Annotated in this window: 12 protein-coding genes; 6 read left to right on the top strand and 6 right to left on the bottom strand. The window is 58.5% G+C overall.

Going from position 1 to position 15,413, the window contains the following annotated elements:
* Window positions 1–5,233 (bottom strand): hypothetical protein (locus tag WEB54_RS13640; protein ID WP_368056266.1); only part of this gene is annotated, 5,233 nt, incomplete at its 3' end.
* Window positions 5,234–5,437: 204 nt separating this feature from the next.
* Window positions 5,438–6,967 carry an exopolyphosphatase gene (locus WEB54_RS13645; RefSeq protein WP_368056268.1) on the bottom strand — a complete coding sequence of 510 codons (1,530 nt, stop codon included), beginning with the start codon at window positions 6,965–6,967 and terminating at the stop codon, window positions 5,438–5,440.
* Window positions 6,968–7,033: 66 nt separating this feature from the next.
* Between WEB54_RS13645 and WEB54_RS13650 the strand changes: the two genes are divergently transcribed.
* The 5 genes from WEB54_RS13650 to WEB54_RS13670 all read left to right on the top strand — a co-directional run bounded on the left by WEB54_RS13650 (window position 7,034) and on the right by WEB54_RS13670 (window position 11,064).
* A complete protein-coding gene (locus WEB54_RS13650; protein WP_368055407.1) occupies window positions 7,034–7,585 on the top strand; it encodes a gamma carbonic anhydrase family protein in 552 nt (183 codons plus the stop codon).
* Between the two features lie 475 nt (window positions 7,586–8,060).
* Window positions 8,061–8,333 carry a hypothetical protein gene (locus WEB54_RS13655; RefSeq protein WP_368056270.1) on the top strand — a complete coding sequence of 91 codons (273 nt, stop codon included), beginning with the start codon at window positions 8,061–8,063 and terminating at the stop codon, window positions 8,331–8,333.
* 169 nt (window positions 8,334–8,502) lie between these two features.
* Window positions 8,503–9,048 carry a YaeQ family protein gene (locus tag WEB54_RS13660; RefSeq protein WP_368056272.1) on the top strand — a complete coding sequence of 182 codons (546 nt, stop codon included), beginning with the start codon at window positions 8,503–8,505 and terminating at the stop codon, window positions 9,046–9,048.
* Window positions 9,049–9,386: 338 nt separating this feature from the next.
* Window positions 9,387–10,778: an ATP-dependent RNA helicase DbpA gene (dbpA, locus tag WEB54_RS13665; protein ID WP_368056274.1), complete on the top strand. Its 1,392-nt coding sequence runs from the start codon at window positions 9,387–9,389 to the stop codon at window positions 10,776–10,778.
* 58 nt (window positions 10,779–10,836) lie between these two features.
* Window positions 10,837–11,064 carry a DUF2798 domain-containing protein gene (locus WEB54_RS13670; RefSeq protein ID WP_368053913.1) on the top strand — a complete coding sequence of 76 codons (228 nt, stop codon included), beginning with the start codon at window positions 10,837–10,839 and terminating at the stop codon, window positions 11,062–11,064.
* Window positions 11,065–11,125: 61 nt separating this feature from the next.
* Here the strand turns inward: WEB54_RS13670 and WEB54_RS13675 are convergent, their stop codons facing one another.
* The 4 genes from WEB54_RS13675 to WEB54_RS13690 are packed head-to-tail and all read right to left on the bottom strand — an operon-like array spanning window position 11,126 to window position 14,381.
* Complete coding sequence (locus WEB54_RS13675; RefSeq protein WP_368056276.1) at window positions 11,126–11,677, bottom strand: DUF3299 domain-containing protein; 552 nt, start codon at window positions 11,675–11,677, stop codon at window positions 11,126–11,128.
* Between the two features lie 23 nt (window positions 11,678–11,700).
* Entirely contained in the window at window positions 11,701–12,960 is a 1,260-nt protein-coding gene (locus WEB54_RS13680) for an ABC transporter permease (RefSeq protein ID WP_368053910.1), read from the bottom strand.
* Window positions 12,957–13,664 carry an ABC transporter ATP-binding protein gene (locus WEB54_RS13685; protein WP_368056278.1) on the bottom strand — a complete coding sequence of 236 codons (708 nt, stop codon included), beginning with the start codon at window positions 13,662–13,664 and terminating at the stop codon, window positions 12,957–12,959. The genes WEB54_RS13680 and WEB54_RS13685 overlap by 4 nt, the downstream gene beginning before the upstream one ends.
* Before the next feature lie 42 nt (window positions 13,665–13,706).
* Entirely contained in the window at window positions 13,707–14,381 is a 675-nt protein-coding gene (locus WEB54_RS13690) for a DUF2796 domain-containing protein (RefSeq protein ID WP_368053906.1), read from the bottom strand.
* A gap of 149 nt (window positions 14,382–14,530) precedes the next feature.
* On the opposite strand from WEB54_RS13690, the gene WEB54_RS13695 reads away from it, so the two are divergent.
* Complete coding sequence (locus WEB54_RS13695; RefSeq protein WP_368053904.1) at window positions 14,531–15,412, top strand: AEC family transporter; 882 nt, start codon at window positions 14,531–14,533, stop codon at window positions 15,410–15,412.
* Window position 15,413: the final 1 nt, after the last annotated feature.

Below are 15,413 nucleotides of genomic sequence, written 5' to 3' on the forward strand. Positions count from 1 at the left end.
GCTCGGACTGGATCAGGTTGCCGTTGGCGTCGTACTGGTATTGGTAAGACTCCAGGGTCTCCCACTGGCCCCGGTAGCGGCCGGTACGGGCGAGGTGTTCGATGTGCAGGGCGCTGATGCGGCCGAGGGCGTCGTACTCAAGGCTGCGCCGGCTCTGGTTCGGGTAATCGATTTGGGTGACCCGGCCGAGGGCGTCGCGGTGGATGTCGAAGCTCTGGTCGTCACCCTGGGCATCGCTGCGCATGATGCGGTCGATGCGGCCCTGGGCGTCGCGCTGGTAGTGAAGGTTGGCTTCGGCGGTGGCCTGAGTGTCGGTGCGCCGACCGTTGGCGTCGTGGTCGAGGTCGAAGCGCTGGTTCAGGCTGTGGTTGTCGATGGCGTCCAGGCGACCGGCCGGGTCGTAGTGGTAGGTCTCGCTCAGGGCGGCGTTGTCGATGTGGCGCAGGCGGCCGGCCGGGTCGTACTCGAAGCGGCCAATGCGGTTGTCTGCACCGTCGCGGTAGTGCCGTTCGGTGAGCTGACCACGGCCGTTGTAGCGGTACTCAAGGTCGGTGCCGGCTTCGGGCTGGCTGACGGCGTCTACCTGGCCCAGGGCGTTGTACTGGTACGACCAGTGCTGGTTGAGTGCGTTGGTCTGGCCGGTCAGGCGACCGAGGGCGTCGTACTGGTAGTGGCTGCTCTGGCCCGGGGCTTGTTCGGCACTGGGGGTAACGCGGGTGAGGCGGTTGTCGGCGCGCCAGTCGTACTGGCTGGTGATCGGGCCTTGCGGGCCCGGCCGGGCGACGGCGGTGAGGTTGCCAAAGCCGTTGTAGCGCTGTTCGGTGGTGTGCCCCAGCGGGTCGGTGCTGGCGGTTACCTGGGCGCGGTGGTTGTAGGCCTGAGCTACCCGGTTGCCGAGGGCATCGGTGGTCTCGGTGGCGCGGCCCAGCCGGTCGTAGGTGGTGAAGGTGGCGTTGCCCAGCGCATCGCGCACGACTTCGAGGTCGCCGAAGGCGTTGTACTGGTATTCGGTGGTGGCACCGTTGCGATCGGTGATGGCGATCGGGCGGCCGGCGCTGTCGCGCTCGGTGACGATGGCGACGCCGTAGGCATCGTGTTGGTGGGCAACGCGCCCTTCGGTGTCGAGCAGGACCGATTGCTGGTTGCCCAGCGGGTCGGTGGTGCCGACAGCACGGCCAAGGCCGTCGTAATGCGTCTCGGTGCCCTGGCCGCCCGGATAGGCGAGGCCATTGGCGACGGCGATGGGGTCGAACGACCAGGTGCGGTTGTTGTCGGCGTTGTATAGGTATTCCCAGCGGTGGCCATCGCGGTCGGTATAGGCTTGCGGGTTGTCGTTGGCGTCGTAGTCCCAGTGTTCGGTCAGGTTAGCCGGATAGTAGGTGTCGGTTTTGCGGCCGGCCTGGTCGTACTGGTGGGTGACGGTGGTCAGGTCGGCCAGTGTGATGGTCAGTGGCTGGCCCAGGCCATTGTAGTCGTAATGGTCAAACACGCCGCTCGGGTAGTGCGGTGCCTGGCGGGTGAGCACCCGGCCCTGGGCGTCGCGGGTGTAGTGGGTGACCCGGTCGGGCTCGTTGTCACCCGGCGCGGCGGTGGCGGTCTCACTCATCAGTTGGCCGGCGGCGTTGTAGGCGTTCACCAACTGGCTGCCATCCGGGTTATGGGTGACGGTGAGTAGGCCTTGCTGGTTGTATTCGAACTGCCATTGTTGCTGTTCGGCATCGATGAAGGCAACCAGGCGGCCCATCAGGTCGTACACTTTCTCGCTGGTGCGCACCCGTGCGCTGCGTACCTGGGTGAAGCTGGGGTCGGTCTCGGTCTGGGTGACGACCAGGCGGTTGTCTTGCTGGTCGTACACCCAAAGGGTAACTTTACCGGCGGCATTCACTGTTTTGGTTTTACGGCCCAAGGCATCGTATTCGTGGTCGACGACGCCGCCTTCGGCATCGGTGGCTTGAATGCGTTCACCGAAAGCGTTGAAGCGGTAATGGCGCTCGCCACCGGTGATGTCCTGTTCCTGCACAACGTTGCCGCGCCAGTCGTACTGCTGAGACAGGCGGGTCTGGCTCGGGTTGTTGGGCACGAAGGTGCGCTCGGTCAAACCCCGGCCATTGAGCTGGACGCTTCGGGTATGGCCGTTACCATCGGTCACGGCGGTGACCCGGCCCAGGGCATCGCGCTGGTAATCCCGGGTAATGGCGTTGCGGGTGGCATCCTGTACCTGGTCGAGGTCGCCGCGGGCGTCGTAGTAGAAGGTCTCGACGTTGCCCAGTGGGTTGGTTTGGCTCATCACCTGGCCATCGGCATAGTACTGGTATTCCACCCGGCCTTCGGCGTTGTCGTCTTCGGTTTTTACCCGGCCTGCGAGGTCGTAAGTGACGGTACGCAGGACATTGGTGCCTTCAATGCCAGAGCGCTCCAGGCGATTGCGGTCGTCGTATTCATAAAACCACACCACGTTGCCGGGGTGTTCGGCGCGCTCCAGGTTGCCTTCGGCGTCGTATTCGTAACGGTACTCGTACTCGACATTGCGAGTGTCGTCGAGCGGGTCCGGCATGACGATGGCTTTGACGTCCACCTGGCGCCGGGGCGTGTATTGGAAGTGCGTTTCAACGCCGGAGAAATCACGCTGGTAGATGATCTGGTTGTTGCCATCGTATCGGTAAAGCGCTTCGCGGCCGTCCGGGTCGATGATGCGCACCGGCTGGTCGAGGTCGCGACCGGTGGCGGCGTCGTAGTAAAAATACTGGGTGACGCGCCAGTCGGATTCGGGAGTGGTGTTGCTGCCTTCGGTGAGGGTTTGCACGCGGCCGATGGCGTCGTGTGTCATCAGTCGGAAAGCGTCGTCGTCATCGCCGATCACGGGGCCGAAATAATCGATGCGTTCGGGAAAGCCGTTGCTGTCGTAGGCCCAGCGGGTGATGTTGTCGTCCTGGTCGATGCGCTCCTTCAGCAGGCCATTTTGCCAGGTTTCATCAATGCGGGTGCCGTCTGGAAATTCGATTGTATCGATTTGCCCGCTGACATCGCGACGGTACACCGTGGTGTTACCGGCGGGGTCGGTTTCGGTAAGAATGCGACCGGCCGTGTCTCTTGTGTAGTGGGTGGTGCGGCCTTCGCCATCGGTCATCGATTCAACCTGACCGCGCGCATTGTAGGTGTAACTGGAGAGTTCATTGAGCTCGTTGTACTGGACGCGCAGGTTGCCTTCAGCGTCGTAGTCAAATTGCTGCGAGCCTAACTGGCCCGAGCCGCCATAGACTTTTTCAGTGAATTTGTAATCGTCGTTGTAGCGGTTGGTAACCGCCATGCCGTTGCGGTTGGTCAGCACGGTTTGCTGGTTGTTGCTGTCGTATTGGTAGGACCAGTGGTAGTCGGCTTCGTCATACTGACGCGTGATGACGGTCTTCTGGTTTTGTTGCGCGAAGTCATAGTGGGCTTCGTTCGCTTCACCGTCGAACTTGGCGGTAATCACCAATGGGTTGGCGGCATAGTCGTATTCGTACCGCTCGACCGAGCCATCAAACCCCGTCACTCGGGTGAGGCGGCGTTGTGCATCATACCCATACGTCAGAGTGCGGTTGGCCGGGTCGGTGATGGTTTGCAGGCGGCCATCGCTGCGGTACTGCAACGACCAGCGACGACCGTATTGGTCGACCAGGGCACGGGCCTGATTGTTGGTGCGCTCAATGGTGAGGTGGTTACCCTGAGGGTCTTCTACACGTGCCAGCAAACCATCGGCGCTGTACATATAACGCAGGTTGTCGGGTGTCTCAACCCGATAACCCAACTCGGTGCGGTGCAACCGATTCAGATGGCCACCAATGGGGGTGATGTCACCGGATTCAGGGTCGTTAAAGGAGAGGCGGCTGCCACTGGGGGCAACCCATTTGATGACATCCGCGCCGAGAATGGCTTCAGCCGGATTGGCTGGGTCTACCGCTAACTGGTTGGCTTCTGCTCGAATGTCCGAGCGTATTTTCAGGGCTTCCAGTTCTTCAAACTTTTTACGGGCAGCGATCAGAATGTCGGACGCCTGCTCCGGGTCACTGATCAGCTGTTCACGCTGGGTAGCAAGATCGGAGAGAATAGCGTTCAGTTTAGCGACTACCATCGAATGGGTGTAGCCGGGGCGGCCCTTGTAGCCCTCAAACCTGGCGATAAGGGCATCGATTTGGACCCGCGCCTCTTCCAGCCCGGTCACACTGACGGTGTGCAGAGCGATATCATCAGCCAAGGCAGGAGACTCGACCCCGAGTATGATGCGGCTGTCGAGACTGAGGTGCCAGCCAGCACCCAGCGACCAGGCGCTTTGCTGGCTAATGCGGTGGGTGCGTGTCAGGGCCAGTAGTGGCACCGAGCCGTCAACCGCGTGGGTCACTTTGGCGCCTGTTGGTAGCTCTACGGGGGCATCACTGCAGGCACCACAGGCTTTGCCTCGTTCGATGTTTCTGGCTTTGTCTTTAATCTGATTAATTTCAGATTCAGTCAGGTCTTCACCGTTGGCGGTGGCTTCGGCAATGGCGTTTTGAATGGATGCTATGGCTTCCGGGGATAGCTCTTGAAATTCCTGTTCAAGTTGAGCCGCTAGTTTCTGTCCCTGGCAAGTGGCGTCGCATGAGTCACTGTCGTCATTATGGCAGTCACTTTCTGCGCAATCAGGGTCATTGTTTTCATCGTCATTACATCCGTGGTCGTAAGGCCCGCAATCTACCCCCATGGCTGAATATTCTGGCGGTGGCACATAGCCAGCGACACCATCTTCATCAGGTGCTACTTCAGCCTGCAGGCTAATGCGACCATTACCTGAACCCGATGGATCGACCAGTCTGCCTGACTCTGATGCCAAATACTCACCTAACTCGGCTGCATAGGCAGCATCGGAACCGGGTGACGCGAACGCGTCAAGGTAGGCATCTATCAGCGAAATATGCGTTTGTATCCGGCCATCGCCCAACGACCATTCATATCCCTGTTCTTCAAGCAGTTGACCCAGTGCCACCCAGTCTACGGTTGACGCTATGACCAGCGCTGTTTCCCCAGACCGGGAAAAACCCTGGACTCGGACGGCATGTTGATCAAAGCGCTTAAGGGTGTCTTCGAGGCCTTCTGATTCAGACCCCGAAGGCATGCAGGCGACGAGCGTTGTTACGCTCAGGATCAGCAACAACTGACCCGCCTTCAGAATTACGTCCTTGCCAGGCAGTACCACCACCCACCGAAACCATCCCATCATATTGCTATCCCTGACATTTCCTTTGGCGAGCAGCCGGTTCGTTCGTATACGCCACCCTATGCCAGCCGTCCCGCCAGTGCAACGGAACGTTCCATTTTTAGATTAGTGTGTGATCGGGTTCACATTAGCGGGTGGTTCTGGTGACTCCTTGGCAGAACACCCACCCGGGGGGTCTGTCGGACGCACAGCTCATAGCTCTATCTTTCACTCCGTCAGCGATTGCTGCAACAACAACCCAAACCCCAGCTTGTGCAGATACTGGGCTTCCTGCTCTAGATCGGCCTGGGTTAACCCATGGTTTTCCCACCAGTCGCGCTGGGCGGTTAGCATGATCTGTTCACCGTCTATGCGCAGCGTTACTCCGTCTGAAGTGCTGCCGGTCCGGGCGCGGTGCAGTACCGTTGCCAGCCGGAAAATGACCAGCAAAACGGGCATCAGGATCTGGTCATCCTCACCCAATTCAGTCAGTTTGTTGAGGTCGGGTTTTTTGCGGTGGTGGCGCACCAGAAAGGTGAGCCGTTGTTGTTCTTCGTGGCTGAAGCCGGCCAGGTCGCAGTTGGCGACGATGTAGCCACTGTGTTTATGGAATTGGTTGTGCGAGATATCGAGCCCAACTTCCGCGACCTGTGCTGCCCAACGCAAATAGTTAGACCAGGGCTCGGCCTGGGACAGGCCCAAAGCGGCCAGGTTATCATTGAAGAAACGCAATGCGGTTTCAGACACCCGTTTGGCCTGTTCGGTATCGGTGTGAAAGCGCTGAGCCAGATGTTGCACGCCCCGGCTGCGCACGTCTTCATGGTCGTAACGGCCGATCAGGTCGTAGAGCAGGCCTTCGCGCAATGCCCAGGGGGAGGCTTCCATGGTTTCCAGCCCCAGGCCTTCGAAAACGGCCCTCAGCACGATCAACCCGCCCAGAAATACCGGTTTGCGATCGGATGTCAGGCCATTGGGGTTGAAGTCGTCAACGTTTTTGCTTTGCCCGGCCTGATTACACAGATCGTTGAGCAGGCTGCGGGTGATCACCGGACTGCCGGTCATGGCTTCGGCGACTTTGGAGATGGATTTGATACTGCCCGAACAACCTATCGCCCGTTGCCAGCCAATGGTTTGAAACCCATCGTGCACCGGTTCGATTTTCTGCAGGCAGAAGGTAATCGCTTTTTTAACGGATTTCTTGCTAAGCTGCCCTTCTTTAAAAAAGTCACGCATGATGGCCACACAGCCCATCCCAAGACTGTCGAGCAACAAAGGCTGAAATTGCTCACCGACAATCACTTCGGTACTGCCACCGCCGATGTCGACTACCAAGCGCCGGTCCAACTCGTCGTCCAACCCCTGAGCGACACCCTGGTAAATCAACCGCGCTTCTTCCGCGCCGGATACCACATCGATATGGTGCCCGAGCGCGGTTTCGGCTTTGGCCAGAAAGGGCCCAGCGTTACCCGCCTTGCGCAGTGTGCGGGTGCCCACGGCACGCACCGCGTGGGCGGGCAGATGGCTGATGCGCTGGCCGAAGCGGGCCAGGCATTCCAGCGCGCGGCGCTGGGACAGGTCATCCAGTTTGCCATCGGCACTTAAGCCAAAGCCCAGCCGCACCGGCTCCTTGATGCGGTCGAGCACCTTCAGCTCGCCCTTTTCAAGGCGCGCAACGATCATGTGGAAGGAGTTGGAGCCCAAATCGATTGCTGCCATCTCTTCCACCCGGTTCCGCCAGAAATCTGAGAGCTTGAGCATGTGCGATGCAACCTGAGTGAATTCTTGCCACAATGCTGACTAAAGAAACCTCTGGGAGCAAGCACTATGGCCATTCACAGTTTTCGCGGGCACACCCCGCACTTCGGTTCGCGCGTGTTTATCGACCCGCGCGCCCTGGTTTTGGGCGATGTGGAACTGGGCGATGATGTCTCGGTCTGGCCTGGCGCCGTGGTGCGGGGCGATATGCACCGGATCCGCATTGGTGCCCGTACCTCGGTTCAGGATGGCGCCGTACTGCACATCACCCACGCCAGCGAGTTCAACCCGGATGGCTGGCCGCTGACCATCGGTAACGACGTCACCATCGGACACCAGGCCTGCCTGCACGGCTGCACCATTGGTAATGAAGTGTTGATAGGTATTGGGGCAACGGTGCTGGATGGCGCCGTGGTCGAAGACCAGGTGGTGATTGGCGCCGGTACGCTAGTGCCGCCGGGCAAGCGGTTGGCCTCCGGCTACGTTTATATGGGATCGCCAGCGCGCCAGGTACGGCCACTCACTGAAAAAGAGCAACGCTTCTTTAAATACAGCGCCGCCAATTACACCAAACTGAAAGACGACTACCTGGCCGATGGCCTGGGTGATGACAGCGCCTGATTAATGAATGGCGTCGATGACAAGCGTCGGCTTGCAGGTAAACGCGCCTTCATTAACAGACGTTAAATCACAAGACCTGTGAATTCTTTAGACCTTGAAACTTTAGGGTTGAGCGGAAGTCACCGTTCGAGTAATCTTCCAGCTAATGAAACACAGCGTTTCATTAGCAAACCCTTAATTCGAATCTGCCCAAACGGCAACAACCTACGGAGGCACGCCATGAAAGCCATTCTGACCATGCGCCAACTGTGCACCTCCCGTACTGTGACCCCAGCGGTCACCGGTACTGTGCTGTTGCACCCGCGATTCGACTGAGGACACAAGCCTTGCGAGCCGTGGATGAAACCCGCGGCTCGTTGTTCAACAAGGATTGTGTTTTTCAAAACCCCTCCTAACACCAACACCCCGCGCTTTCTGCCACAGCTCCCAGTGCTTGCATTTAAACCATGCGATCAAGCAAAACTGGAGAGTGACCATGATCACCAAACTGATGAACCGTATTAACCAGCGCCGTGAACTGAACCGCTGGTTGCAGGAAAAACGCGCTGAGCGCTATGTTGCTGACCACCTGAACAGCCACTTGCAGAAAGACATCGGCCTGCACCAACAGTCGGTCGAAGCTCCGCTGACCTGGAGGGAACCCAAACAGGAGATTCGTCAGGACCTTCGCCAGGAAGAACGACAGCAAAGTCCGGAGCAGCAGGCGCGAAGTCCGGGGGAGCAGAAAGCCGGGCCCCCTAGCGCCTGAGGTGGGGAGCGCTGATCAAGTCAGGCAGGCGGCCTGACACAGCGCTCTCCGGCAGTACCCCGGCAGCCATCGCGGTTGCCGGGTTTTGCATCCCGCAAAATGCACTACTTTGTTCACCCTCGCCACTGCAGTACACTCCCACGCCTCACCCAATACGAGCACCAAGACCATGGCAGTCAAAGCCACCGTGCTGAAAGCGCGGCTGAATATTTCGGATATGGACCGGGGCTACTATCAGGAACATGCCTTCAGCCTGGCGCAACACCCTTCCGAAACCCCCAACCGCATTATGGTGCGGTTACTGGCGTTTATGCTTAATGCCTCAGAAACGCTGGCATTTTCCAAGGGCCTGAGCGATGAAGGCGAACCGGAACTGTCGGAACGTGATTTAACCGGCGACATCACCCTCTGGGTGGCCTTCGGTCAGCCAGATGAAAAATGGTTGCGCAAAGCCAGCGCCCAGGCAAAAGCGGTAAAACTCTACACCTACGGCGGACGCACGGTGCCACTCTGGCTCGCCCAAAACAAAGCCGCCCTGGCCCGTCTGCCCGACCTGGAGATCTGGGAATTCTCAGAAGAGGATCTGGAAGCCCTGACCGGCTGGTTCGAACGTTCGATGAATTTCCAGTGCAGCATCACCGAGGGCGTGCTCTATTTATCCAAAGACGACGATGCTTTGACGATTACGCCGATTCGAATTAAAGACCGGAGTTAGGAGCTTCGAGCTTTCAGACGATTGCAGCACATGGTTAGTCTTGAGTTATATATTTGCACTAACTCAAGTGGCGGCTGCCGGGTAAGCCTATCCGGGGAAGTCCGCAGCATGGATGCTGCGGTCTAGGCCCCATGGACGGGTCTACGCCGACCCCGGATAGGCTTACCCGGTAGTCGGCACGAACTCCTCGCACAACAGTAAACCCTACTGAAACAACCCGAGGCTATCCAATAACACTTGGGATCACTGGTTACAAAGCGTACAATGCGCGCCCATTTTCCCGGGCGGCCCTGTCTTCGTAATGAAACTATGCGTGCCGCCAACCGCGAGACCCCATTGTGAGCCAAACCGATTTCTCTTCCCTGCCATTAAACCCCGATCTGCTGAGCACCCTGGCATCGCTCGAATACCATCAGATGACGCCGATTCAAGCCAGCAGCCTGCCCGATATTCTGGCCGGGCGGGATGTGATTGGGCAGGGCAAAACCGGGTCTGGCAAGACGGCGGCGTTTGGTTTGGGGGTGTTGAACAAGCTCGATGTTAAACGCTTTCGCATTCAGACGCTGGTGCTGTGCCCGACCCGGGAACTGGCCGACCAGGTGGCGAAGGAACTGCGCAAGCTGGCGCGGGGCATTCACAACATCAAAATTCTGACGTTATGCGGTGGTATGCCGTTTGGCCCGCAGATTGGATCGCTCGAACACGGGGCTCATATCATTGTTGGGACACCGGGGCGCGTTGAAGAACATGTCCGCAAGGGCACGCTGCTGCTCGACAACGTTGATACCCTGGTACTCGATGAAGCCGACCGGATGCTCGATATGGGCTTTCAGCCGGTGCTGGAGTCGATTCTTGAATCGGTTCCATCGCAGCGGCAAACGCTGCTGTTCAGCGCGACCTTTCCCGATCAGATTAAACAACTGGCCGACCACATCATGGTCCAACCGGTGATGGTGAAAGTCGAGGCCCGGCACGACAGCACCAGCATTACCCAAAGCCTGTTCCGGGTGGGCAATGATGAGGACCGGATCGACGCTTTGCTGCGCTTGCTGGCGCATCATAAGCCGACCAGCGCCGTGGTGTTCTGTAATACCCGCGCCGAAACGCTGGACGTTGCCGATGCCTTAAGCGCCGCTGGCCACAGCGCCATCGCCCTGAACGGGGATCTGGATCAGCGCCAGCGCGATGAATCTCTGGTGACCTTTGCCAACAAGAGTGTCTCGGTATTAGTGGCGACCGATGTCGCCGCTCGCGGGCTCGACATCGATGCGCTGGATGCCGTGATAAATTTCCGCATGGCGCTGGACCCGGAAGTGCATGTGCACCGCATTGGACGCACCGGTCGTGCCGGTAGCCAGGGTATCGCCTGCACGCTTTTCAGTGATCGTGAAGGTCACCGGCTGGCCGCGCTGGAAGGCTATCTGAATACAACGCTTGAACCGGAAACGCTGCCCTCCGCCGTGCACGCGCATTTTCGGCCACAACCGGCACCGATGATTACACTGCAGATTGATGGTGGTAAAAAGCAGAAAGTGCGCCCTGGTGATGTGCTCGGCGCCCTGACCGGCGAACAGGGTATCGACGGATCAGAAGTCGGCAAGATTTCCGTTTACGACCAAAGCACCTATGTCGCAGTGGCCCGGGGTGCGAGAAAGCGCGCGCTGGACAAACTCGGCCGGGGTCGAATCAAGGGTCGGTCGTTTCGGGTTCGGATGGTTCATGTTGGCTGATGTTTGTGAACATTCAGATTATAATATTAGTGTTTTCTAATAACTGGGAATGCACAGCATGATCTCAAAGCGTTACCAGCCTGTGGTTCAGGCTTTAATGATGTCGGTCATCATGGTTACCATCATGACCGCAGTGATTACCGCCTTAAATACCGGTATTGATGGCAGCTTTCCAGGTCGATGGGCCAGGGCTATGGCGGTTGCCTGGCCCATCGCCTTTTGCATTATTCTGATCGCCGGCAAACGCGTTATGCGCCTGTCTGTTGCGCTGTGTCAACGCGACTAAAAAAACAGCAGCATCATCAAGCTCAATGCCTGTCAGCAGACTGGAATTGACCAACACCAGATCAGAGGTAAGGCTCGATGTTCCCGGCATAAAGGGTGTAGCCAGAACTGCCCAGCTCCGATTGCTGGGCTTCAACCATCAGGGTGCCGCTGACGTAGACCGGTTCATCCGCCGGTCCCATCTCATACCCGCCCTGGGTTTGTACGAAAACGATCTGGTTAGAAGGCGGCGGTGGCGTATGAATACAGGCACCGTAATAAGGCACCAGCAAAAAGCTGTAGACGGCGTCACCGTCCATTTCCAGGGGCACCACGAAACCGGCCAGCTTGATATGAGCGCCAGTCAGAGCGTCGACCACCGGTGCATTGGCCAGTAGCTGAGTCATATCGCTGTATAGCCGTTGGGCTTCCGGGTCGTCGTCGCTGAGGCTGCTCAAATCGTACTGACTGTAGTCGATTTGGTCGCGCAGGCTTTTGTAGGTGAAACCGGCCGGCATCAGATCTTCCCACTGCAGTTCAGTGGCTTCCCGTGCCTGAGCATTAAAGGCCAGACTGACCAGCAGACAGGCGCTGAGGGTCACCCAAATCCTAATGTTCAAAACCGTGCTTTTCATGGTTACATCCGCAGCTGCGTTATTTAAGTCGTGGCGGTCAGGCCATCGGACAGGGACTGTCGGTAGGCTTTCCAACCCGGCAGCAGACCGACCAGAAACGCCAGGCCAACAAAGCCTGCCAGCACGACCAATAAGGTCGGCGAAGGCAACGCCAGCGTTAATTGTATGCCGTAGCTGCCCTGAACCCAAATACTGGCGAGGGCTATGATGCCCCAGTGCAATACTAGGCCAGCCAGCAGACCGGCAACGCCATAGAGCCCGGATTCCAGCATCAGCAAACCCAGAATATGGCCCGGCCGGGCGCCCAGTGCCCGCAAGATGGCCATTTCCCGGCGGCGCTCATTGAGGCCCGCCAGAATCACTGTCACCATGCCGAGCAAGCCGGTCACCACCACCATAAAGGAAACCGCAATCAGCGCATTCTCGGCAATACCGATCAGTTGCCACAGCTCCTGCAAGGTCGCGCCAGGAATGATCGCCGACAACGGCTCGGCGCGGTACTGGTTAATCAACCGCTGAAAGGAGAAGGTCTGCACCCGGGATTTCATGCCCACTAGCACCGCTGTAACGCTGTCGGGTGTCAGATCCATCTCGCGGGCTTCCGCGGCAGAGATGGCATAGCCCGGTAGTTTGACGCCCTGCTGCCAGTCGACGTGCATGGCGGTAATGCCTTCCAGCGGCACGTGCAGGCTGCGGTCTACCGGCGTGCCGGTGGTATCAAGAATGCCGACCACGGTGAAGGGTTTGTCATCGTGGTTTTCGAAACTGGTGGTGCCCAGGCCGTGAGCAACCACCAGTTCGTCTCCGACCTGGTAGTTCAGCTCCTCGGCCACTTCAGCGCCGAGCACAACGTCATAGACATCGTCGAATGGCTGGCCACTTTGAAATGCCAGCAATTGATTGCGGCCATATTGGTAATGCTCGAAATACTCGGTTGTGGTGCCAATGACCCGATAACCCCGATGGGAATCACCGAGCGATAGCGGTACCGTCCAGGCCACGGCCGAGTTACGGCGCAGGTCGGAGTAGCTTTCCCAACTGATGTTGTTGGTGGCGTTGCCGATGCGAAACACCGAATAGAGCAGCAGGTTCAACGCCCCGGTGCGTCCGCCGACAATCAGGTCCGTGCCGGAGAGCGTATTGGAGAAGCTGGCGCGGGTGTCTTCGCGTACCCGATCAACGGTGAGCAACAAACACAAACTGAGCGCGACCATGGCCAGTGTCAGCAAGGCGGTGGTGCGGCGGTTCCAGAGGCTGGCCAGGGCGAGGCGCATCCAGTTCATAATGCAGCCTCGTTCTGGGCGCTGGCTTCCGGTGCCAGCTCCAGTTCCTGATCAAACCAGCGCGCCAGATGCCGGTCGTGGCTGACAAACACCAGCGCACTGCCCAGCGCCTGGCACTGGCCAGTCAGCACGTCCATAAAGTTATCCACATTGTCCTGATCGAGGGCCGAGGTGGGTTCATCGGCAATCACCAGTTCGGGCAGCCCCATCAGCGCCCGGGCGGCGGCGACACGCTGCTGCTGGCCGACGCTGAGTGCCGAGACGCGCTGGTGCCAGAGAGCATCGGAGATGTTCAGCCGGGTCAGGCGATCGGCGGCTGCACCGGTCAGGCTGCTCGCTTCAGACAACGCTTTGTCGTGACGGCGACGCGACAGCCTGCAGGGCAGCATCACGTTATCGATCACCGACAAATAGGGCAGTAAATTGAATTGCTGGAAAATATAGCCAATGTGATCCGCTCGGAAACGATCTCTCATCTTGCCAGACTGCTGCGACAGCGGCTGGTCCAGAACCCGAATCAGCCCCTGCGTCGGTACCAGCACGCCAGCCAGTAGATTCAGCAGGGTACTCTTGCCACTGCCGCTCGGGCCACGGACGAACAGGCTTGAGCCCGCGGGTAGTTGAAGCCGGTCGATAGCCAGGGTGTCGTGTTGCTGGCCGGGCCAGCGAAACGCCAGGGATTCAATATTCAGAGCGTCCGACATGGAGGCCTCTATTGGTTATACAGGGAACAGACCGCACAACGTTCAGTTCAGGTCGAGACGGGTATTACCGGGTGTCAGTTGAGCGGCACCCTGCCAGTCATCACCAAGGTACTGTACCTGCAAGTCAGTCAAATTGGGAAAGTGTTCGAACGCCGACACAGTTACCGTGTGCAGTGCGTCGAGATTCTCGCAACGATAAGTCCACTCGACAAGCACATCCGAGTGAGCGTTTTTGGCGTGGTCACGTTCGTGGTCTTCATGATGCTCATCTTCATGTGCATGATCATCGCTATGTTCGTCTTCATGCTCGTGGTCGTGGTCATCGTGATGTTCGTCGGCATGTTCATCATGGTGCTCTTCGTCATGATCATCGTGCGCGTCGATGCCTTCCCACGTCGCCGCCTCTACCGCATGAGTTACCAGGGTACATTGAGCCGCAGCGGGCAAATCGAGCACCGCATCAGCCCGCGCCAGTGTTGCCAGAGCCGACCCAACCTGGTCACGCTGGGCATCACTCGCAGGAGCCTGTTCAAAACCCACCAGATTGTAGGCTGGCGTATCAAGACTGACGGCCAGGGTTTGATTCTCGGCCGCCAGCGTCAGTAGCGCGGCACCGTGCTCATGGGCACCCAGCTGGCGTTCGGTCTCGGCCTGGGCACTGGTAGCCAGAGCGACCAGGCCCAGGGCAAACAGAGTTGGAGTCGGTTTGAGTGTCATGTCGTGATTTTCCTTAACAAGTAACCGGTTAGAAGATATGCACTGATTTAGAGATGTTACAACGTATCATTAATAAATGCCAAGTCCGAATCTGTTCGCACCACTACAGACCCCGGTATACTCGCCACTCAGCCTGACCTGGTGCGCCTGTGCTACTCGCTTACGTTAATGCCCTAATTCCTGTGTTGTTCTGTGCCGTCCTTGGTTATGGCCTGGCGCGGAAAACCAGCCTACTGAATTCGCCTACGCTGGCCACACTGGTGACTCATATTGGCCTGCCAACCCTGATTCTGAGCGCCTTGCTGAGCATGGATGCCGAGTTGCTGAGCCTCTCCGGTACGCTCTGGGCTATTGTTGGCGTTTTGGTGATCAGTGCGCTGCTGGGTGCCGTTCTATTGCACTTCAGCGGACTGGCGATACGTGGGTACTTACCCATGTTGGTTAATCCCAACACCGGCAACCTCGGTATTCCACTGGTGTTTGCACTGCTGGGCCCCGAGGCACTGATTCACGCCGTTGTTATTTCGACCGTGGTACAGATCAGCCATTTCACCCTGGGAGTGGGGTTGCTGTCAGGCAGTTTCAGCCTGAAGTCGATTTTGCGCAACGGTTCGATTCTGGCGCTGATCGCTGGTGTACTCTGGCGTCTGGTCGACGCGCCCCGGCCCGAGGCTGTGCTGTCGACGCTGTCGCTCCTGTCCGGAATGACGTTACCGATCATGCTGTTGCTACTGGGCAAATCGCTGGCGGGTATCGACATTCGCCAACTCGACCGGGTTGGTCGCATCATCGGCCTGTCGTTCGCCCGGGTCGCCATTGGCCTCACCGCTGCCATTCTGGTCTGCCTGGCCCTGCCGCTCTCCCCACTGGTGCAACAAACCCTGCTGCTACAAGCCACCATGCCGGTCGCGGTGATCAGCTACCTACTCGCCAGCCACTACAACGGCCCGAAAGACGATATAGCCGCTGTTATTTTAGTCAGTCTGCCAATCTCACTGCTTGCAGTGTTTGGCATACAGCTGCTGTCCTGAG

Source organism: Saccharospirillum sp. (assembly GCF_040881935.1).
Lineage (GTDB): Bacteria > Pseudomonadota > Gammaproteobacteria > Pseudomonadales > Natronospirillaceae > Saccharospirillum.